Genomic DNA, 20,418 nt, shown 5'->3' on the forward strand with positions numbered 1-20,418 from the left:
GATCTCCCGTTCAAATGGGTTAACGGGATCATCTACGCGAGCCATCCTGCGGCGGATCACGCATGGCTGCGACAGGCGTGTCAATTCCGGACGAAGACATTCACCGAGGCGGCTCGCCCTTCCGCATCGATCACGGTCAGGGTCGATTGCCCGATGCCTTCAGGATGCCATTCGCCGGTTCTGCGGCGCGTGGATTCACGCATCGGCTTACCATCGACAAGCCACCGAAAGGGCGCGCGTCCGGCTTGCATCTTCATGACGACGGGCAACACCTTGCCATCGGGTCCCTTGCCGCGCTCGAGAACAGAGCCTTCCAGCGGGTAGACGATCTGGGGCGGCCGCTCGCGTGCAGAGACGGAGATCAGGCCGTTGGCGTTGACCGAGAAGCGGCGAAGCGATTGCGGCAGGTCCGATGCCGCGATGCGGTTCGCACCTGTCGGGGCTCGGGGCAGGGGCGTTCCGGCAAGGCCGGATTTGGCAAAGGCTTCGAAGAGGATCGGAGCTGCCGTCTGATAGCCCGATATGCCAGGGACGGCTGCATTGTCCGGGCGCCCGATCCAGACGCCGAGCACATAACGACCGTCATAGCCGACCGACCAGGCGTCACGGTAGCCGTAGCTGGTGCCTGTCTTGTAGGCGATCCCGGCGGGCGGGCTTCCGGTTGGCGGCAGGACGTCGCCGAGGACGTCGGCGACCGTCCAGGCGGCTGTGGGTTCGAAGAGGGGCTGTTCGTCGATCAGTTCGGCCAAGTCGCGGATGCCATCCCCCAGCCGGACCGGCTGTTCGCGGTTTGCGAGACCGCTGTAAAGCTGCACGAGATCCTTCAGCGTAATCCCGGCTCCGCCAAGCGCGATTGCCAATCCCGGCGCCTCGTTCGGCGGGAGCTTCAGCGTCACACCGGCGCGGCGCAGGCGCACCATCAGGCGGGAGGGGCCGACGGCATCGAGAAGACGCACGGCCGGGACGTTCAGCGACAGCTGTAGCGCCTGGCGGATGCTGACATCCCCCTGATACTGCATGTCGAAATTCTTCGGGCGATAGCCGAAGAAGTCGGCCGGGCGATCTTCGACAATCGTTTCCTGCGCCACCAGCCCCTGCTCGAAGGCAAGGCCATAGATGAAGGGCTTCAGCGCCGAGCCCGGCGAGCGCTCGGCGCGCGTCATGTCGATCCAGCCCGAGCGGGAGGCATCGAAGTAATTGGCTGCCCCGACTTCGGCGACAATCTCGCCGGTGGTGGCATCGGCCATCAGCAAAGCGAGCGAGACCTTGGGATCGAGGTTGCGGCCTGCTTCGAGCGCCAATCTTTCTAGGGCCTCCTGCACAGGCCGCAGGATGGTGGTCTGGTGGGTGCCGGTCTCGGGTGCCTTGCGCCGTGCGGCTTCGGCGAGATGTGGGGCAAGCGCTGGCAACTGCCTGCGCATAGACGGGAGGGATGCGTTCAGCGCGAGCTCGACCTCCGCCTTGTCGACGACTTCGGCCTCGCGAGCGCGTTCCAGAACCCGCTTGCGCGCTTCGTGTGCGTTGTCGCGGAATCGGTCTGGGCGACGCTTTTCCGGCAGTTGCGGCAGGGCGACCAGCAGAGCGGCCTCGGCGGTCGACAGCCGCTTCGGCTCCTTGCCAAACCAGGCGAGGCTTGCTGCGCGCACCCCTTCCAAGTTTCCGCCATAAGGGGCGTGGGTGAGATAGAGGTTGAGGATCTCGGTCTTCGACAGCCGCCGTTCCAACTGGATCGCGCGGGCGATCTGAATAAGTTTGGCGGTCAGTGATCGCTCGCGACGAGGCTCTATCAGGCGGGCGACCTGCATGGAGAGGGTGGAGGCGCCCGAAACGATGCGGCCGTTAACGGCCAGTTGCCAGGCGGCACGTCCCAGCGCCATGAGGTCAACGCCGTGATGGTCCGCGTAGCGCCTGTCCTCATAGGCGATCAGCATGCGGATGAGAGCAGGGTCGACGTCATCGACTGTTGTTTCTAAGCGCCAGAGGCCTTCTTTCGTGGCAAAGGCACGCAAGAGCTGGCCGTCGCGATCGAGAATTTCGGTCGAGATCTCGCGCGCTTCCTCGAGCGGCGGAGGGTAGTTGCTGTCTGCCCAATCCAGCGCAGCGAGCGAGGCAGTGGCCGTGATGGCAGCCACCCCCAAGCTTATGCCGATGCGCCTCAGGCGGCCCATCAGGGTGCCGTCGAGACCGTCATCGCAGCGGCTGCCGTGCGCGCGGACAGCTGCGGACGATACATGTCTTCGACGTTTGCGGCCGGCAGGTCGTAGGTACCAGGCGTGACGGCGCGGACGACGTAAGCCAGCGTGATCGTACCGTTTTCGCTCTCGCCTCGGTTGATCGCGGCGACAAAACGATCGCTGCGGAATTCCAGGTGTGCGGTCTCCGTCTGGCCGATCCAGTCGAAGTTGGCGAGCGCCGCGCTGTCGACCAGGCTCGGATTGTCGATCTCGAAACCGGCCGGTAGCAGATCGGTCACAAGAAGCTGGGCCGGCCAGTCATCCGCTTCCGTCACCTCCAGCACCACAACATAGCGTTCGTTCTGGATGACCTCGGTGATGTTGGCCTCTTCGCCGGTCAGGCTGTAGTAGGTCTTGCTGATCTCGAAGCCTTCGCCGCCGGCTGCCGGAGGCAGGGCCGGGGCTGCGACCGTGGTAACCGCAGCGCTGACGGGATCAAGGCCGGTGTTGGTCAGCGTCAGCGGCGCCTCGAGGAGCGCGTCGCCCAGGATCGTGGCGGCATATGCGCCGGTCTTTTCGGCACCATTGACGTCAAGCTTCAGCCCCTCGTCATCCTGCTGGAGCGCGCGGGCGGCGAGCAGCATCCAGGTCTGTTCCTGGGTGCTGAGCGTTTGCTTGGCCTTCCACTCATCGGCCACGACCTTTGCCAGTATCGGAACGACAGGCGGTACCGGGCGGCTTTCGGCAGCGAGCGCCAGAACGCCGGCTGCATCGCGAAGCGCCGAGCCATAGTCGGAGCGGGAGAAGCTGACCGGCGTCAGGCGGGCCTGTTCGCTCATGCCGGCCGCATCGAGGAAGACGGCGTTGGCTCGTTCGCTGTCACCGTAGAGCGACAATGCCGCTGCCAGATGCGCTTTCGACAGGGGGGTCGGGAAGTCGCCCAGCATCGTGTCCGCGTAGTAGCGAAGGTCACTCAGCGAGGCCTTGCGGCTGCGAGACAGCACGTAGAGCGCATAGGCGATCTCGTTGCCGCGTGTGCGGATGTCGTTGTCATAGGCGATGCGGTTCTGCAGGTTCTGCAAGGCCTGGACCAGAGCTTCCTCCGGCACGTCGAAGGTCTGTTCGCGGGCGCGGGTCAGGAAGTCGGTGACATAGGCGTCGAGCCAGAGGCTTTCGGAACCCGGTGCCCAGAGGCCAAAGGAGCCACTCGACGATTGATAGGCCAGCACGCGCAGGATGCCGTCCTGGACGCGCTTGTTGATTGACTCGTCCTCCGGCAGGCCGGAAAGCTTGGCCAGTTCATCAAAGTATAGAAGCGGCAGGGCGCGGCTGGTGGTCTGCTCGGCGCAGCCATAGGGATAGCGGTCGAGTGCCATCAGCAGGCCCGGAATGTCGAGGCCATCGGCGCGAGCGACATTGAGGCTGACCGAGGCTCCCTGGAGCAGGCTGTCGGCGAGCAGGTCGCCATCCACGGTCAGGCTCTTGCCGGGTGCCAGCGTAATGACCTGGCGTTCGGTGATCGGCAGCGTTGCCGGGCGTACGGGAAGATCGAGAGACTGGGCAATGGCTATGCCGTCGGCGCCGGAGAGAGCAATGTCGATGGCGCCCTCGCCGGGCGTGTTGGCAGTGAGCGGCAGCGTGACGGTGGTAGCTTCGCCTGCGGTCAGTGCGACCTCCTGGCTTTCTGCGCCACCGACGCTGACGGGACCGTTGCCGGTCACGGCCAGCGTGTAGGTGCCGGATGGAGCGTCCGTCGCGGCGATGTCCAGACGAAGACTGCTTTCGTCTTCAGGCGCGAGGAATTTCGGCAGGCTCGCCGTCACGACGATCGGATCTCGGATGATCACGTCCGCCTCGCTGTGGCCGACGCCGGTCTTCGACCAGGCCCAAGCCATCACACGGGCGGTGCCGTTGAATTGCGGGATGTCGAAGGAGACCATCGCCTTGCCTTCAGCATCGAGCTTCACCGCACCGGAGAAGAAAGCCACGAGCTTTTCGCGCGGCGGATTACCTTGCAGGGCGACCTGGCCGCCGTCACCACCGGTGCGCAGGCGTCCGGTTGCGCCCAGCGAGCCATCGATCAGACGGCCATAGAGGTCGCGCAGTTCGAGGCCGAGGCGGCGCTGGCCGAAGTAGTAGCTTTCGGGATCGGGTGTCTCATAGCGGGTGAGGTTGAGAATGCCGACATCGACGGCGGCGACCATCACATAGGCCTCCTCGCCGATGCCTGCGCCGGTCACTTCCACCGGGATTTCCAGCGGCTGGCGGGGCAGGGTCTTTTCCGGTGGCGAAAGCTTGATGGCAAGCTTGTCGGCACCCGGATCGACGGCGAGCCAGGCAATGCCGATCGCACGCGCCGGCATACGGCTTTCCTCGGCGTCACCCGGACGGAAAAGGGTTGTCGTCACATAGGCGCCGGCGCCGAAATCCGCAGTAACTGGAATTTCGATTTCCGTGCCGGTGGCTGGTACCTCGGCAACCTGCGTCGAGATCAGGGTATCCGTGCCCGAGGTGACGATGACCTGGCCTGCGAAGCGCGGCGAGATCATGAGCTTTGCGGTGTCGCCGACCTGGTAAGCCGGCTTGTCGAGGCCAATCTCGAGTGCGTCTGGGGTTTCGGTAGAGCTTGCAGCGACGAACCAGCCGGCATCGAAGTCGGTGCTGGTGACGGCGCCGCCCTGTTCGACTTCGAGGCGGTGGCTGCCCCAGGTGACGGGCACCGAAAGCGGTGTACCATCGGCTGCAATGTCGATCGTACCATCGGCCACGAGCTTGGTCGTGGTGATTGGCTCATAACGCCAGGAGGAACCATCGCGGTACCACTGATAGTTCCGCTCGAGTTTGATCAGCTTCCAGCTCGCACCGGCCAAGGCCTGACGCTCGCCATTGGGGCCGAGGGCGATCAGGTTGAAGGCGGCATTGGTGTTTTCGGAGACCTCGCCTTCGAATTCCGGCTTGATGCCGATCATGGGTCCATCAGGCGTCACAGGTAGGGTCAGCTTGCGCTCGACCGCGCGGCCTCCACTTTCGCGCAGACGCAGGACGACATCGGCGTTCAGGAGGCGTGTCGTCGAGGGCAGGTCGGCCAGGGCAACCTCGATTTCGGCGCGGCCATCGTCATCCAGCGCATCCAGCCCTTCAAGCGGCAGACGCATGTCTTCGATGCCCTCTTCGTCTGCAAGGCCGAAGCTGTAGCGGGCAAAGTCTGGATGGCTTGTCGTCGGGCGGATCACCACCTCGCCTTCAAGCGTCAGGCCCGCTGCCGGCGCGCCATAGAGATAACGGCCATCGGCCGACACGGTAACGGCTTCGTCCGTAGAAATTGCACCGGTTTCGCTCGAGAGTTTCAGGTCGAGCCGGTCCGGCACGAAATCGTCGACCAGGAATGTCGACCGAGCGATGGCCTGCTTTTTCGGGTCGGTGTGGATGGCGACTGTCCAGGTGCCACGCATCGCATTGGCAAGGATCGGCAGGTCGACGGTATAACCGCCCAGCGTTTCGCTTGATACCGCCATGCGGCGGAACTCGACACCATCCGGTCGCGAGAAGAGGAAAGTCAGCGGCAGGCCGGAAATGGCGTCGGCATTGGTGTCGCGGGCCAGCGCTGCGGCATGCACCGTCTCGCCGGGGCGATAGATACCACGCTCGGTCCAGGCGAGGATATCGACCGGGCCGGGGGCAGGGCGTCCGGTGACGCCGCGATCCGAAAGGTCGAAGCCGGCGCGCGTCATGTCGAGGAAGACATTGTCGTCAGCACTGCTGCGCGCGGCAATGACGGCCGGTGCGAGCGCTGCACCGCCTCGGACGAGACCGGCGTCGAAGCGGGCCCGGCCTTCGGCGTCGGTTGTGGCGGTCGCCAGGATCTCATTGTTCTTGGCGATCAGTTGCAGCTCGATATTGGCAAGCGGGCTGGCCGTTGCCAGAGAGCGCGCGAAGACATGCAGCCCATCGGTGCCGGCAAAGGTCGAGAGGCCGATGTCGGAGACGACGAACCACTGCGTCGCGCGGCTGTCCCAGCTCTCGGTGACACCAGTAGGTGAGACCGCAGTCATCACATAGATGCCGGGCTTGCGGGTTCGCAGGGCCTCCTGCAGCGGAATGCTGGTAACGACTTCCTTGTTCTGCTCGTTGGCAATCTCGACCGAACCCTGCCAGACAAGTTCGCCGATCTCGTCCTTCACGCGGCCGGCGGTGTAGCCGTCCATCTGGGTGAGAAACTGCGAGGCGGCAAGAAGCGGTGCGATGTTGCGGTCGCCGATCCGGTAGAGTTCGAGATTGGCGCTTTCGCTGTTGATCGAGACGAGCGGAATGCCCTGGCGGGCGGAGGAGGGCAGAACGAAACTGTCGCCGGTAAAGCGCACGGTCGATGCGCGATCGCGGACATAGAGTTCGAGCTCGACCGGGGCTTCTAGGTTTTCGTCGACCGAAGAGGGAAGGCCGGCGCGGATTGCGAGGCGATAGCGCCCGCCATGCTCCAGGCCTTCGACGCAGATCTGGTTGTTCTTCGCTTCCAGCGCCTTCGGCGTCGTGCCGTCCAGGGTTACGAAGGACGAATAATCGACGCCGCGTTTGACCAGCGGTTCGGAGAACTCGACGCAGGCGCGCGGTGAAGCACTGTCGGAATCAACAGTGTTGTTGACGACGCGGAAACCCTGGCGGGAGCGCAGGTCTTCGAAGGCGGCGCGCACTTGCGCATTCGACGCGAGTTCGAGGCTTGCCTTGTACGCGCTGAGAGCCGGACGCCAGTTCTCGCTGTTCTCAAGGGACTTTGCCAGCGTGACGAGCGCGTCGGCGCGGGTAGAGGCGCCGCGGGTCAACAGATAGCCGTTGATCGACGCCATCGCGCCTTCGTTGGCCATGCCGTAATTGTTGATGACGGTATTGGCCATCCGGGCCATTTCGAGCCAGAGTGCTGTGTCGTCTGCATCGATCGCCAGTGCACCCTTCAGGGACAGAATGGCGTAGTCGATGTTGCCACTAGCAAAGGAGGCGCGGCCTATTTCAATCAGTGCATCCCGTCCCAGACCCTGCTGTTCGGCTGCAATGACAAGATTGCTGCGCTGATTGCGGGCTTCCGATTTCAGGTAGTCCGAGACGAAGGTCAGCGCCGGCGGCGCACCGATGTCGTCTTCCGCCGTCTGAACGACGATGCGGCCCGCGATCGCGCCCGGGAAGCTGTTCAGCTGGTCGTAATCGGACTTCAGGAAGCACCAGTTGACCTTCGGATTGTAAGTGAAGGCGCGGCATGACGCGTCGCCAATGCAGCTAGCCTCGCATTCATCGATGGAGACGTTCTTTTCGGTTCGCAGGTCGAACCCGAAATAGTCCGCATCGTCAATGCGTTCGATTGTCCTGACATCCTGGGCGTAAGCTGAAGGGGATAATGGCAATAGAGCCAGCGCAACTGTGAGCAACGCCGAAAAACGGTTTGTAAACATGGTCCCCTCCAAGCCTGATCATGGCTTCGGAGGTTAGTCTTTGCTCATGACGGAGGCTTGTCAATCGGCACAGGACACAGGCTGCGAGTCATTTCTGGGTGGTCCTCACGCACTCGCGGGGCGTCGCTCGCTGAAGCTTCTTGCCTGTTCGAGGATCCAGGCGGCAAAGGTGCTGGCCGGCCCATAGGCCATCTTCGACAGCGGGCGGACGAGGTAGTAGGCGCTTGCGCTTTTCACCTCATGATCCCAGGCGCGGACCAGCTGCCCGCTCGAAAGTTCCGGCTCGATCAGGAATGTCGGGACGAGCGCGATCCCGAGGCCTGCATGGCAGGCCTGGACGACGTTGGAGAACTGCTCGAAGCGCATGCCGCCGCCGCGGCCCTCGCTGATGCCGAGGCTTGAAAACCATTGCTCCCAGGCCCGTGGGCGGGACGCCATGTCGAACAGCGGCTTGGACAGAAGATCTTCCGGTCGCTTCACCGGGTTGGCGGCAAGGAAGGCCGGGCTGCAAACCGGCACCACCAATTCATGCATCAGAAACTGGCAATCGGTGCCCGGCCAGTTGGGTTCACCGATATGGATTGCGGCATCGAGACCGGAGCCCTCGAAATCGAACTGGCCGATGCGGGTGGCGAAGTCCATGATGATGGCTGGGTTCTTCGCGAGGAAGTCCGGCATGCGCGGCATTAGCCAGCGGGTGCCGAAGGTCGGCAGGATGGCGAGGCGCAGATGGGTGTCGTCGCGGGTTGCCATGGCCTCCAGCGACAGCGTGCGGATCGTGGCTAGTGCGTCGCCGATGCCCTTGGCATAGGTGCGGCCGATAGCGGTCAACTCGACACCGCGATTGGTGCGTTCGAAAAGCTTGACGCCGAGCTGATCTTCGAGAAGCCCGATCTGTCGGCTGATTGCCCCTTGTGTCAGCGCCAGCTCGTTGGCGGCGGCCGAGAAGCTGCCGAGCTTGGCGACGGAATCGAAGGCGGCGAGAGCACTCGTCGATGGCAGGAAGCGGCGTTGATGTGTCAGCATGCGATATGAATAGACCTAATAGCAACATGAGTAAACATGGGTTGAATTGCACTCCGACATGAGCAATCTGGGATAACGAAACAAATGGATGAGACCGATGAGCGAGATGCGACCCTTTTCTTGGAGTGATCCCTTCCTGATGTCTGAGATCCTGAGCGAGGATGAGCGGATGATCCAGGATGCGGCAGCGGCCTTTGCTGAAGCCGAACTCGCGCCGCGGGTTGCCGACGCCTATCTCGGCGAAACGGTCGAGCCGGAACTCTTCCGGCTGATGGGCAAGGCTGGCCTGCTTGGTGTCACCCTGCCCGAAAAATACGGCGCTGCTGACGCCAATTATGTCTCCTATGGCCTCGTCGCCCGCGAGATCGAGCGCATCGACTCCGGCTATCGCTCGATGATGAGCGTGCAGTCGTCGCTGGTGATCTATCCGATCTACGCCTATGGCTCGGAGGAACAGAAGGACAAGTATCTGCCCGGTCTCGTCTCCGGCGAGCTGATCGGCTGCTTCGGGCTGACCGAGCCGGATGCCGGCTCGGATCCCGGTGGCATGAAGACGCGCGCCGAAAAGATCGAGGGCGGCTATCGCCTGCGTGGCTCGAAGATGTGGATCTCCAATGCGCCGATCGCCGACGTCTTTGTCGTCTGGGCGAAGTCGGAAGCGCATGGTGGCGAGATCCGCGGTTTCATTCTCGAAAAGGGCATGAAGGGCCTGTCGGCGCCAAAGATCGGCGGCAAGCTCTCGCTGCGTGCTTCGGTCACCGGCGAGATCGTCATGGATGGCGTCGAAGTCGGCGAAGATGCGTTGATGCCCAACGTGTCGGGTCTCAAGGGTCCATTCGGCTGCCTCAACCGTGCTCGTTACGGCATTTCCTGGGGCGTTCTCGGCGCTGCGGAGGATTGCTGGCACCGGGCCCGCCAGTATGGCCTCGACCGCAAGCAGTTCGGCAAGCCGCTTGCCGGCACGCAGCTCTTCCAGAAGAAGCTTGCCGACATGCAGACCGAAATCTCGCTTGGTCTGCTGGCTTCACTCCGCGTCGGCCGTCTGATGGACGAACACCAGTTCGCGCCGGAGATGATTTCCATCATCAAGCGCAACAATTGCGGCAAGGCACTCGACATTGCCCGCATGGCCCGCGACATGCATGGCGGGAACGGCATCCAGATCGAATACCATGTGATGCGTCATGCGCAGAACCTGGAGACCGTCAACACCTATGAAGGCACGCATGACGTGCATGCCTTGATCCTTGGCCGCGCGCAGACCGGCATCCAGGCCTTCTTCTGATCGCTCTTTCGAACTCGAGCAGTCCGGCGTCCCTGACTATTTATGGGTTTGGGCGCCGGACTGTCGCATTCTTGCGTCGCTCCCAGAACTCCGAGATTTCAGCTTAAACATTCATATACTTGTCGGTGGCTAGAAACACATTCAGAAGCCGTGATGTTTGCTTTATGCTGATGTTTGGCGATTCCTGGCCTATCAGGCAGGATGGCTTTTGCTGTATGCTACGGCCGGTTGTGGAGGACGCGTCATGTATGCTCTAACAGTGCTCGACCACTCTGCGCTTGCGGTGTTCCGGAGAGAACACCCTTGGCTGGAATTCCCTGATGCGATCTTGGAGGTCTGCATCTACTTCGACGACAATGGCGGACCGACCCGGCTGACTGCGCTCGAAGAGAGCAGCGATGGCAAGGCCATGCCTGCCGACGTAAACCGGTTCGGCATCGACACTGTTCTCAGTCTCATTCGTTACGCTCCGCAGGGGACTGCCGAGGTGGAGGAATGTCCCGAGGAGCGCACGGTCTGGGCCTTGCTTGAATCGCTTCCGGTCGCGGACGGAATACGTCCGCTCGACGATGTCGAAGCGGAGCGTGCAACGGCGTTGCAGGGAGCCTATGAGACCCTTCACGGCATCGCTTTGGACAAACTGCGAGCCCTGCGCGACGCGGCCCGCAGTCCGCGTGAGATGCAGCGACTGTCGGATGCCGTAGCTTCTTTACCGGCACTTCTGGAGCAGGTCGACGAAGCCCATAAATCTTCCTTTATTGAAGTCGATCTGTGGCGGCTGGTTGCCGTGCTGCGTGACGAGCTGTCCATGCCGGCCGACTACGAGATGATGGCAAGCGGCGAGGACAGATTGCCATCCCGGGAAACGATCGAAATGGCCGAGACCAATGCGATGTCCGGTCCCGTTATCCAGGCGCTCTTTGAACTTTCGCCTGTTGCCTTTTCGATCTCAAGCATCGGCCAGAAAAGCTCCCGCTATGTCAGGGTCAACCAGGCTTATCTCGATCTCGTCGGGAAAACCTGGGACGAGATCCGGGGCAGTGAGATGGTCGCGTCCGGCGTTGTCTCGGGAAGCGAGGTTCGTGCGGAGCGTCTCATGCTGCTCGATCGCGATGGTGGATATGCGGGTATGCGCGGCGAGATCCGCCATTCGTCCGGAGAGGTCGTCCCCGTGATGATTTCTGCCCGGCGCATTTCCGTAGCCGGGCAGCTTTACGACTTCGAAGTGCTTCAGCGCGCTTCGGACGACTGAACGTGTCGGTCAGGCCCGTCTGAGGAGTGCCAGCGACCTCGCCTCCAGCCTGAAGGCCTTGCCTTCTTCCGCGATATCGCCGTGTCTCTCCACGTCGAAGGTCGTCAGCTCGAGTTGCCAGTTCCCACCGCCGGTCTCAGGAAGGACAAAATCAATGTCCTCGGCGACCGGATTGAAGAGCAGAAGCGCCTCTGGCCACACACCCTCTTCGCCATCGAGGTCCGGCCTCAGGAGCTTCAAGGCCAGCGGGTTGCCATCGTACCAGTGTTCGGCCTCCTGATGGCCGCCTTCCACATGGTACCAGTCGATGATCATGCCATCCCGCCAGTTCGAGCGGCGCAGAAGTGGCTGCTCCTTGCGGAGGGTTATCAGCCGGCGTGTTAATTCTCGCAGTTCTTCACAAGTCTGCGGCAGGTCTTCCCAGTGCAGCCAACTGATCTCACTGTCCTGGCAATAGCCGTTGTTGTTGCCCATCTGCGAGCGGCCAAATTCGTCGCCCGCCAACAGCATCGGTGTGCCGTGCGAGAAAAACAGTGTTGCCAGGAGATTGCGCTTCTGGCGGTCGCGGATCGCATTGATCTCCGCGTCGTCTGTCGGACCTTCATGACCGTAATTGTGGCTGCGGTTATGGTCGTGGCCGTCGTTGTTGTCCTCGCCATTCGCTTCGTTGTGCTTCTGGTCGTAGGAAACAAGATCGTTCAGGGTAAAGCCGTCATGGGCGGTGATGAAGTTGACGCTCGCCCAGGGGCGGCGGCCGCGCTGGTCATAGATGTCGCCCGAGCCGAGCAGGCGGGCGGCAAAGTCCTGAGAGGTGTTGTCGGCATTCAACCAGTACTCGCGGGTGGAATCGCGATACTTGTCGTTCCACTCGGCCCAGCCCGGAGGGAAGCCGCCGACCTGGTAACCGCCGGGGCCGATATCCCAAGGCTCGCCGATCAGCTTGACCTTGGAGAGAACGGGATCCTGGCTGACGGCATCGAAGAAGCCGCCGCGCTGATCGAAGCCTTCCGGTTCCCGGCCGAGGATCGTGCCCAGATCGAAGCGGAAACCGTCGACATGCATTTCCTCAGCCCAGTAGCGCAGGCTGTCCATCACCATCTGCAGGACGCGCGGATGGGATGTGTTCACCGTATTTCCGGTGCCCGTGTCGTTGATGTAGTAACGGTGATTGTCGGGCATCGTCCGGTAATAGGAAAAATTGTCGATGCCCTTGAAGGAGAGCGTCGGGCCGAGCTCGTTGCCTTCGGCCGTATGGTTGTAGACAACGTCGAGGATAACCTCGATGCCAGCATCATGGAAAGCGCGCACCATGTCGCGAAAGCCCACCAGGCCTTTGGGACCGTAATAGCGGCTCGCGGGCGAGAAGAAGCCGATCGTGTTGTAACCCCAGAAGTTATGAAGCCCCTTGTCCATCAGGTGGCTATCGTCCGGGAAGGCATGCACGGGCAGGAGTTCGATCGATGTAATGCCGAGGCTCTTTACATAGTCGACGGCCGCCTTGTGGCCGAGCCCGTCGAATGTGCCCCTGAGATTGTCAGGGATCGCGGGATGCAGCTTGGTGAAGCCTTTGACATGGGTCTCGTAGACGATCGTTTCGGCCCAGGGGATGCGGGCGAAGCCGTTTGAAATGCGGTTCTCACTCGGATCGATCACCCGGCATTTCGGCGAGCATGACGCGCTGTCGAGCGTGTTGAAGGTGAGGTCCTTCTCTTCCGCATCCAGGTCGTAGCCGAAATGAGCCTTCGACCAGGCGAAATCGCCGACGATTTCGCGGGCATAGGGGTCAAGGAGTAGTTTGTTCGGATTGAAGCGATGACCGTTCTCCGGCTCATAGGGCCCGTGAACCCGGTAGCCGTAAAGCTGTCCCGGCCTCACGCCCGGCACATAGCCATGCCAGACTTCGTTTGTGTATTCCGGAAGCTCGAGCCGGGCGATTTCGACCCTGCCGCTGTCGTCAAATAGGCAGAGCTCGACACGTTCAGCATGGGCGGAAAAGAGAGCGAAGTTCGTGCCCTCTCCATCGAAGCACGCGCCGAGATTGTGCCATTCGCCCGGCGTGACATGAAAATGCGTGCTCTTGGCGTCCATCTGATCCTCTGATGTCTGGAGTTGCGCAGCTTAATTCCCGAACGCGATGCTTTGTTCCAAGCCCTTCTCCGGCCGGAACTTTCGGCCCATTTGCCGGTTTGCCTCGCATCGAAATCGGATGAAACATGAGGTGTGCAGATGCCGGCGAAATCGAAGGCGCAGCAGAAGGCGGCTGGTGCTGCACTGGCCGCCAAGCGGGGCGAGGCTAAGGTGTCCGATCTCAAGGGCGCGTCGCGCAGCATGGAAAAAAGCATGAGCAAGAAAGAGCTCGAAGAGCTCGCCTCAACGAAGCGTCAGGGCAAGCCCGAACATGTCGAGGGCAAGTCATGAGGCGCGGCGAACTGGACGGGAGAACCGCCCTGGTGACCGGAGCCGGCTCCGGGATCGGCAAGGGGGCTTCTCTCAATCTGGCAAAGGGTGGTGTCTTTGTCGGCTTGCTGGGGCGGACACGAGACGAGCTGGACGAGACGCTCGCGGAGATCCGCGCAGCTGGCGGTGACGGGATGGTCCTGGTCGCCGATGTGAGCGATCATCAGGAGATGGAACAGGCGTTGACGCGACTGATCGACGAACGAAAGCGGCTGGACATCGTTGTTGCGAATGCCGGGATCAACGGCACATGGGCGCCGATCGATGACCTCAAGCCCGAGGAGTTCGACAAGACGATCGCGATCAACCTGCGCGGCACTTATCTCACGCTGCATCATGCCGTGCCGCATATGAAGAAAAACGGCGGCTCGATCGTAGTGATCTCTTCGATCAACGGAACCCGAACGTTCACCTCACCGGGTGCAACAGCCTATTCAGCGACCAAGGCCGCCCAACTTGCCATGGTGCAGCAATTGGCGCTCGAGCTCGGCCGCCACGGCATTCGCATCAATGCAGTTTGCCCGGGCGCGATCGAGACTGAAATCGACGACAACACGCATATTCGCAAGAAGGATCAGACCGAGGTGCCAGTGACCTTCCATGACGGCGACATTCCTTTGACGGGTGGGGAACCCGGCACGATAGAGGAGGTGGCCGATGTGATCGGCTTTCTCGCGTCTGATGCATCGCGCCATGTGACCGGAACGCCGATTTGGGTGGATGGCGGCCAGAGCCTGTTGCGGTAGGATCGCCTTGCCGAGCGCGGCTTCAGTCGCGCTCGGGAGGAAGGGGCAGCCGGTGTTCGATCAGCCGCAATAGCCAAAGCACGCTCAGCGCAAAGCCGCTTGCAATAAGGCCGATCTGCCAAAAGCCGAGCCCGCAGGCAAGGCCGATGGAACCGGCAAACCAGAGGCCAGCACCCGTCGTCAGGCCTCTCACCTCACCCTTGTTGAAGACGATCATTCCTGCCGCGAGGAATGCAACACCTGCCGTTACGGCTTCAATCAGGCGGATGGGGTCCAGACGGATCTCGTCTCGGTCGAAGGCGCCGTGATGGGCGATTTCGATCGTCAATATTGCTACAATCGCCGCCGACAGGCAGACGAGGATGTGGGTGCGCAAGCCGGCAGCGTGGCTGCGCCATTCGCGCTCCAGGCCTATACAGGCGCCGCAGACCATCGCGATCAGTAGCCTGATGACGATGGCCGACAGTTCCAGCGTGGTCGCGGTGCCGAAGCTGTTCAATTCAGAGGGCATGCCCGAATCCCTGACGGTACCGTTTTACTTCGGGGATCAATGCTTCCGATCGCCGGCGATGGTCGATGTGTAGGACGCAGAGACCGGGTCACTGGCGGGGAAGGTGTCTTCCAGTCCTTCCTGCAGGGCGGAGTTGCTGTTCGGATTGTCGGCTGTCTCTTGCTGCTCCTGACGCAGGCTTTCGACCGCTTCACTCTGTTCATCGTTTCCGCTTTCGGCGGTTGCGCCAAAGCGGCTCGCCTGCACAAGCAGTACTTGCGCCTTTTGCAGGGCGTTGTCCCGGTTCAGGCTTCCGTTTTCCGACTGTGCCATATGAACCGATACCTTCTCGCCGCCGTCTCCGAGGAATTCGACGACGAAGCCACCTTTTGTGTCGTGGCCTTCAATAACTTCTGTTCCGATGATCTGCATGGATGATCTCCCGTGGTTTCCGGCATGGGAAACGCGTGGCTTCGTAGGGATGTTCCATCGGACGGCATGTTCCATCTATACGAGCAACATGTCTCCTGCTTGAGCTGTTAAGTCTATGTTTACCGTATTGTTTAGCAATTTAAGAAAATCTGAACAAACGGGGGTTGTGGGCGTTGTGGTGGCAAAAGGAGAACGAAGATGAGACCAGGACAGCCCCTTGCCATCGATACGATCCTCATTGTCGAAGATGATGTATTCATTTCCATGGATGCCGCCGACGCTGTTGCGCGCGCCGGGGTCAATGTCATCACGACCGAAACGGTCCGCGACGCGCTCGAAATTCTCGAAAACGAGCATATTTCCGGGGCGATCCTTGACTTCAAGGTTCGTGATGGGGACGTGACGCCGATCGTTCAGCGCCTGCGCCGCAGCGGGATACCGTTTCGGATCGTCTCGGGATCAGCCATCCGGGAGATCGAGGCGAACGGCATACCGCCGGAGCTTTGCGCACCGAAGCCTGCAGACTACGGGAAGGTCCTGGTTTCCATTCTGAACGACGTGCCGCCGCCCCGACAGGGTGGTCAGCACTAATGTCGCGTCAGGCGCGCTTGGACATCAGACGTTCAAGCGTGCGCTCAACCACCTCAACCATCACCATAGTCTGATGATCGACCTCGATGTTCAACGCATCACCAGCGTTGTAACGTGGAAACGTGGTTTGGCGCAGCGTTTCCGGGATGAGGTTGATCGTAAATGTATCGTCTTCGGCCTCCGCCACCGTGAGGCTTGCGCCATTCACAGCAAGATAGCCCCGCTTGAAGACATACTTCGCCCACTCCTCGGGCACGCGGAAACGGATGAACGCGCCCGGCATTTCCATCTTTGCCGCGACCAGTTCTGCCGTCGTCGCGATGTGTCCGGCAATGTTGTGACCGCCATTTTCGTCGGTCGGCTTTGCCGAACGCTCGATATTCACCCGGTCTCCGGCCTGCAGCATGCCCAGATTGGTGCGCTCTAGCGTCGCATCCATTGCGTCGAAGGTGACGATTGTGCCGTCCATCGAGGTCACGGAAAGGCATACGCCTTCGACTGAGACGCTCGCACCCAGTTGCAGATCGACCATCAGCCGCTCGGGGAGTTCGACGTAGAACGTCGTGAAGCCGTCATGGCGGATGACGGAGTTGATGGGGGCGACTGTCTGGACGATGCCGGTATACATGGTGCTTTCCTCGGTAAATGCGTTGCGAACGTAATGTCTCAGGCGCCAAAGACAATGCCCTGCGGCGATACCTCAGTGTTCACCATCCATGAAAACGGGAACGAGGCGGTGCAAACTCGGTTGAGTAAGTGCGGCTTTCGACCGGGTTGCGGAGGGGACCTTGCCCGTCCTAGATCTGTCGTATCTTTGTTGCAGTCTGGCATTCCGACTTTTCCTTGGTGGCCCCTTCTATGACCAAAATCCTTTGCCTTGCACTCAATCCGGCGATCGACATCTCCAGCGATGCGGAGGTGGTGCGTCACACTCACAAGACCCGGACCTATAACCAGCAGCAATTTCCAGGTGGTGGCGGGATCAATGTCGCCCGCGTCATCGTCACTCTCGGCGGGACATGCGAGTTGATGTTCCTGTCGGGTGGGGCCACGGGCGAATTGCTCGAGGCCATGTTGAAACCCCTGCCGATCATGGAGCGAACATTCCGGATTCATGATCCCGTCCGTGTGGCTTTTGCGGTGCACGAGACCTCGACCAATCTCGAATATCGTTTCGTGCCGGAAGGGCCGCTGGTGACGGAGGAGGAGCTTAAGCCCGTATTCGATGCCGTCGAAGCCAGCGATGCCGAATATGTCGTCGCAAGTGGCAGTCTGCCAAGGGGTGTGCCGGATGATACCTATGTTCGTCTCGCGGATCTCGTCGCGGCGCGGGGCGGCAAGTTCGTCCTCGATACATCGGGAACTCCGCTTTCGCAGGCGTTGTCGCGATCGCGCATGTTCCTGGTAAAGCCCAGCCTCGGTGAGTTCGAAGCCTTCCTGGGGCTCAAGCTGCCGCATGACGAGGTGGGACCTGCAGCACAAGCGCATGTTCTAACGGGCGCTGCCGAACATATTGCCGTCACCCTGGGGGGCGACGGTGCGATCCTTGCCTCTGCCGATGAGATCATTCACCTGCCGGCAATCGATGTGCCGGTCAATTCTGCGACCGGGGCCGGCGACAGCTTTGTCGCAGGCATGGTGTGGTCACTTGCCCAAGGCTACACAGTCGGCGACGCCTTTCGTTTCGGCCAGGCGGCCGGTGCTGCGACGGTCATGACATCGGGCACGGAACTCTGCCGCCAGAAGGACGTCGTCGATCTCTACGAGCGCGAGCGGCAAAGAGCCAGTTGATCCTCAGTCGAGCGATTGCGACGGCTGGAAAACCGCGCTTTGGTTGTTTTATTACTTGTCACCGATTATCAAGTTTTATATGGGGAAGGCAGCGTGACGGCGCGGGATGAGCGCCTGTTTTGTATCACAAGTTCATAAGGAGCTCCCAATGCCGCTCAACCATTCGGGACCTTCGCTGAAGCGATTTGGCCTTCTTCTTACTCTTGTTCTGTCTGCATCCCTGGCGCAGGCCCAGCAGCCGGCTCCGGCGGCCACGGAAACACCCGTCGTCGCGCCTCAGACTGGCGCGACAGCTGCGCCGACGACAAGTGAAAGCTCTGCAACTTCGCCTCGCGTCATGACGCAGCCCGACGCTTCCACGCCTCCGGCAGCGACCGCCGCCCCCATTTCGCCTGCGAACCCCAACGGTGAGGCTTCTCCACCAGAACAAGAGGCCGTGACCGCTCCGAGCGCGCAGGCCCCAGTCTCCGACGCTGCCAACCTTCCTTCTGCCGTGCAGCCGGTCGATGCCGCTGCCACCGGCGGTGAAGCCGCGCAATCTCCGACGGATCCGCTTGCCTCCGAGGTCGAGGCTGGTACGGACGTGCCGCCGACGAAGGCCATGCCGCATGATCTCTCGCCTGAGGGCATGTTCATGGCAGCAGACTGGGTGGTCAAATCAGTGATGATTTCGCTGGCTGTGGCTTCGGTTCTGACCTGGACCGTGTGGCTTGCTAAATCTTTGCAGCTTTTCGGTGCGCGGGCACGCGCCAAGCGCGGCCTGAAGGCCGTTGCGAATGCCCGCCAATTGCGTGACGCCCTTCAGGCCCTCGAAAATCGCGGTGGTGTGGTGGCGACCATGGTTCGTGCCGCCCAGCATGAGGTCAGTCTTTCCGATGCGGCAATCGACCAGGTCGGTGGCGAAGGCGTCAAGGAACGCGTCGGTTCGGCGCTGGCGCGGATCGAAGCCGGGGCAGGTCGCCGGATGTCGAAGGGCACGGGCGTTCTCGCCAGCATCGGTTCCACCGCACCCTTTGTCGGTCTCTTCGGCACGGTCTGGGGTATCATGAATTCGTTCATCGGCATTGCCGAGACGCAGACCACCAATCTTGCCGTCGTCGCACCGGGTATCGCCGAGGCGCTGCTGGCGACGGCCATCGGTCTGGTCGCGGCCATTCCGGCTGTTATCATCTACAATGTCTTTGCACGCTCCGTGACGGGCTACCGCCAGCTTCTTGCCGATGCCGGTGCCGGCATCGAGCGGCTGGTCAGCCGTGATCTCGACTTCCGCAAGAGCGCCCGGATCGCCCAGGCGACCAAGGCCATGGCGATGGCGGCGGAGTGAACCCATGGCCGGTGGCATCAGAGAAAACAGTTCGGGCGACGATCTGGCCGAGAATCACGAGATCAACGTGACGCCGTTTATCGACGTCATGCTGGTGCTGCTGATCATCTTCATGGTCGCCGCTCCCTTGTCGACGGTCGATGTGAATGTCGATCTGCCCGCTTCCACGGCCAAGCCCGCTGAGCGTCCCGATGAGCCCGTTTATGTCACTCTCAAGGAAGACATGAGCCTGGCTCTTGGAAACGACACCGTCGCACGCGAGACGCTCGGCACGTCGCTCGACCGTATGACCGAGGGCAACAAGGACGCGCGCATCTTTCTGCGTGCCGACAAGACGGTCGACTATGGTCAGTTCATGGAGGTCATGAACCTCTTGCGGGATGCGGGATATCTAAAGATCGCCCTGGTTGGGCTGGAAGCGGTTGCGGCCGCGCCGACGCCTGATGCTGCTTCAGCGGCTGAGCCCGTAGGACCGGCACCATGATCGAGCCTCGCTCCACGAAACGGATCCTTGGTGAAGGGCTGTTGTGGACAACGGCCGGGGTCCTGATCGCCACGGCCCATGCGGGTGCGGTGGCTGTTCTGTTGCGCGAACCGGACATGCTGATGGCCGATAGCGGGCCGCCGCCGGCGATCATGATCGAACTTGCTCCGGAACCTGAGGCCGTCATCACAGACGAGACCGAGATCTCGACCGAACAGGTCGATGCAGAAGAGGTCAAGACCGCAACCAGCGAGCCGCTGCCTGAACCCATTCCCGAGCCTGTGGAGCAGCCTCTCCCGGAGCCGCCGCCTCCAGAGCCTGAGCCAGAACCCGAGGTCGCAGAACTTCAGCCCGAAGTGCCTCCGCTGATCGAGCCCGAGCCGCTGCCGGAACCTCTGCCGGAGATCGATCCGATCGAGCAGATGGTGATGGCGGAACTGGAGAATGTCGAGGTTCCGATCCCGATGCTGCGGCCGCCCGTGCCGAAACCGGAGATCGAGAAGAAAAAGGAACCGGCGCCGAAGAGAGTGGTCAAGAAGCAGGCCACGCCTCCCGCATCGCAGGCGGCACGCACAGCCAAGGCCGAGGTCGCCCAATCGACCCGCAATGCGGCTGCGGCAACCGCCAGCGGTGCCGGTCGGAGCGTTTCGCCGGCGAGATGGCAGTCGCGTCTGATGTCCCATCTCGAACGTCGCAAGCGTTACCCGAGTGCTGCCCGCAGCAACCGGGAAGAAGGCACCGTCTATGTCCGGTTCCGGATCGACGATTCCGGCAATGTGCTGTCCGTCGCGCTGTCTCGCTCGTCGGGCTTTCCGACGCTCGACAACGCGGTTCTCGACATGGTGCGCGCTGCTTCGCCGGTGCCGGCCCCCCCTGTCGGGGTCAACAAGACGATCACGGCACCCGTGCGCTTCAACCTTCGCTGACT

General features: G+C 61.7%; 16 protein-coding genes. 9 read left to right on the forward strand and 7 right to left on the reverse strand.

What is annotated here, in order from left to right; genetic code table 11:
• Positions 1-80: 80 nt before the first annotated feature.
• The 3 genes from pbpC to BW978_RS21005 form a co-directional block, all read right to left on the reverse strand.
• A complete protein-coding gene (gene pbpC / locus BW978_RS20995; RefSeq protein ID WP_076397783.1) occupies positions 81-2,168 on the reverse strand; it encodes a penicillin-binding protein 1C in 2,088 nt (695 codons plus the stop codon).
• Positions 2,168-7,612 (reverse strand): alpha-2-macroglobulin family protein, encoded by a 5,445-nt coding sequence (locus BW978_RS21000; RefSeq protein ID WP_076397784.1) that lies wholly within the window; start codon positions 7,610-7,612, stop codon positions 2,168-2,170. The genes pbpC and BW978_RS21000 overlap by 1 nt, the downstream gene beginning before the upstream one ends.
• 105 nt (positions 7,613-7,717) lie before the next feature.
• Positions 7,718-8,638 carry a LysR family transcriptional regulator gene (locus tag BW978_RS21005; protein ID WP_076397785.1) on the reverse strand — a complete coding sequence of 307 codons (921 nt, stop codon included), beginning with the start codon at positions 8,636-8,638 and terminating at the stop codon, positions 7,718-7,720.
• A 97-nt stretch (positions 8,639-8,735) separates the two neighbouring features.
• Between BW978_RS21005 and BW978_RS21010 the strand changes: the two genes are divergently transcribed.
• The gene (locus BW978_RS21010) at positions 8,736-9,923 is read left to right on the forward strand and encodes an acyl-CoA dehydrogenase (protein ID WP_069043063.1); all 1,188 of its coding nucleotides are present in this window, start codon (positions 8,736-8,738) and stop codon (positions 9,921-9,923) included.
• A 244-nt stretch (positions 9,924-10,167) separates the two neighbouring features.
• Positions 10,168-11,175, forward strand: a complete 1,008-nt coding sequence (locus tag BW978_RS21015; protein ID WP_076397786.1) for a PAS domain-containing protein — start codon at positions 10,168-10,170, stop codon at positions 11,173-11,175.
• Positions 11,176-11,184: 9 nt separating this feature from the next.
• On the opposite strand, the gene glgX is transcribed toward BW978_RS21015, so the two are convergent.
• Positions 11,185-13,263 (reverse strand): glycogen debranching protein GlgX, encoded by a 2,079-nt coding sequence (glgX, locus tag BW978_RS21020; RefSeq protein WP_076397787.1) that lies wholly within the window; start codon positions 13,261-13,263, stop codon positions 11,185-11,187.
• Positions 13,264-13,401: 138 nt separating this feature from the next.
• On the opposite strand from glgX, the gene BW978_RS21025 reads away from it, so the two are divergent.
• Positions 13,402-13,593: a DUF3008 family protein gene (locus BW978_RS21025; RefSeq protein ID WP_006728162.1), complete on the forward strand. Its 192-nt coding sequence runs from the start codon at positions 13,402-13,404 to the stop codon at positions 13,591-13,593.
• The gene (locus BW978_RS21030; protein WP_076397788.1) at positions 13,590-14,378 is read left to right on the forward strand and encodes an SDR family oxidoreductase; all 789 of its coding nucleotides are present in this window, start codon (positions 13,590-13,592) and stop codon (positions 14,376-14,378) included. Before BW978_RS21025 ends, BW978_RS21030 begins: the two co-directional genes overlap by 4 nt.
• Positions 14,379-14,400: 22 nt before the next feature.
• Here the strand turns inward: BW978_RS21030 and BW978_RS21035 are convergent, their stop codons facing one another.
• Positions 14,401-14,889: an MgtC/SapB family protein gene (locus BW978_RS21035; protein ID WP_076397789.1), complete on the reverse strand. Its 489-nt coding sequence runs from the start codon at positions 14,887-14,889 to the stop codon at positions 14,401-14,403.
• A 36-nt stretch (positions 14,890-14,925) separates the two neighbouring features.
• Positions 14,926-15,300, reverse strand: coding sequence for a hypothetical protein (locus tag BW978_RS21040; RefSeq protein ID WP_076397790.1), 375 nt, complete (start codon positions 15,298-15,300; stop codon positions 14,926-14,928).
• A 198-nt stretch (positions 15,301-15,498) separates the two neighbouring features.
• On the opposite strand from BW978_RS21040, the gene BW978_RS21045 reads away from it, so the two are divergent.
• Positions 15,499-15,891, forward strand: coding sequence for a response regulator (locus tag BW978_RS21045; protein ID WP_076397791.1), 393 nt, complete (start codon positions 15,499-15,501; stop codon positions 15,889-15,891).
• A 7-nt stretch (positions 15,892-15,898) separates the two neighbouring features.
• On the opposite strand, the gene BW978_RS21050 is transcribed toward BW978_RS21045, so the two are convergent.
• Positions 15,899-16,519, reverse strand: coding sequence for a riboflavin synthase subunit alpha (locus BW978_RS21050; RefSeq protein WP_076397792.1), 621 nt, complete (start codon positions 16,517-16,519; stop codon positions 15,899-15,901).
• Between the two features lie 230 nt (positions 16,520-16,749).
• Between BW978_RS21050 and BW978_RS21055 the strand changes: the two genes are divergently transcribed.
• From BW978_RS21055 to BW978_RS21070, 4 genes are all read left to right on the forward strand, one after another.
• Complete coding sequence (locus BW978_RS21055) at positions 16,750-17,682, forward strand: 1-phosphofructokinase family hexose kinase (protein WP_076397793.1); 933 nt, start codon at positions 16,750-16,752, stop codon at positions 17,680-17,682.
• A gap of 148 nt (positions 17,683-17,830) precedes the next feature.
• Entirely contained in the window at positions 17,831-19,006 is a 1,176-nt protein-coding gene (gene exbB / locus BW978_RS21060) for a tonB-system energizer ExbB (protein WP_076397794.1), read from the forward strand.
• Positions 19,007-19,010: 4 nt separating this feature from the next.
• Positions 19,011-19,490, forward strand: a complete 480-nt coding sequence (gene exbD / locus BW978_RS21065) for a TonB system transport protein ExbD (protein ID WP_076397795.1) — start codon at positions 19,011-19,013, stop codon at positions 19,488-19,490.
• On the forward strand, positions 19,487-20,416 hold the full coding sequence (locus BW978_RS21070; protein WP_076397796.1) for a TonB family protein: 930 nt from the start codon (positions 19,487-19,489) through the stop codon (positions 20,414-20,416). The genes exbD and BW978_RS21070 overlap by 4 nt, the downstream gene beginning before the upstream one ends.
• The last annotated feature ends 2 nt before the right edge of the window (positions 20,417-20,418 follow it).

The organism is Rhizobium sp. RU33A (assembly GCF_900156055.1).
Lineage (GTDB): Bacteria > Pseudomonadota > Alphaproteobacteria > Rhizobiales > Rhizobiaceae > Allorhizobium.

Bases quoted from the DNA above. Each gene is read 5' to 3' on its own strand.
- pbpC (WP_076397783.1), bottom strand. From the start codon at position 2,168: ATGGGCCGCCTGAGGCGCATCGGCATAAGCTTGGGGGTGGCTGCCATC.
- BW978_RS21030 (WP_076397788.1), top strand. From the start codon at position 13,590: ATGAGGCGCGGCGAACTGGACGGGAGAACCGCCCTGGTGACCGGAGCC.
- BW978_RS21005 (WP_076397785.1), bottom strand. From the start codon at position 8,638: ATGCTGACACATCAACGCCGCTTCCTGCCATCGACGAGTGCTCTCGCC.
- glgX (WP_076397787.1), bottom strand. From the start codon at position 13,263: ATGGACGCCAAGAGCACGCATTTTCATGTCACGCCGGGCGAATGGCAC.
- BW978_RS21070 (WP_076397796.1), top strand. From the start codon at position 19,487: ATGATCGAGCCTCGCTCCACGAAACGGATCCTTGGTGAAGGGCTGTTG.
- BW978_RS21035 (WP_076397789.1), bottom strand. From the start codon at position 14,889: ATGCCCTCTGAATTGAACAGCTTCGGCACCGCGACCACGCTGGAACTG.
- BW978_RS21050 (WP_076397792.1), bottom strand. From the start codon at position 16,519: ATGTATACCGGCATCGTCCAGACAGTCGCCCCCATCAACTCCGTCATC.
- exbD (WP_076397795.1), top strand. From the start codon at position 19,011: ATGGCCGGTGGCATCAGAGAAAACAGTTCGGGCGACGATCTGGCCGAG.
- BW978_RS21040 (WP_076397790.1), bottom strand. From the start codon at position 15,300: ATGCAGATCATCGGAACAGAAGTTATTGAAGGCCACGACACAAAAGGT.
- BW978_RS21000 (WP_076397784.1), bottom strand. From the start codon at position 7,612: ATGTTTACAAACCGTTTTTCGGCGTTGCTCACAGTTGCGCTGGCTCTA.
- BW978_RS21045 (WP_076397791.1), top strand. From the start codon at position 15,499: ATGAGACCAGGACAGCCCCTTGCCATCGATACGATCCTCATTGTCGAA.
- BW978_RS21010 (WP_069043063.1), top strand. From the start codon at position 8,736: ATGAGCGAGATGCGACCCTTTTCTTGGAGTGATCCCTTCCTGATGTCT.
- exbB (WP_076397794.1), top strand. From the start codon at position 17,831: ATGCCGCTCAACCATTCGGGACCTTCGCTGAAGCGATTTGGCCTTCTT.
- BW978_RS21055 (WP_076397793.1), top strand. From the start codon at position 16,750: ATGACCAAAATCCTTTGCCTTGCACTCAATCCGGCGATCGACATCTCC.
- BW978_RS21025 (WP_006728162.1), top strand. From the start codon at position 13,402: ATGCCGGCGAAATCGAAGGCGCAGCAGAAGGCGGCTGGTGCTGCACTG.
- BW978_RS21015 (WP_076397786.1), top strand. From the start codon at position 10,168: ATGTATGCTCTAACAGTGCTCGACCACTCTGCGCTTGCGGTGTTCCGG.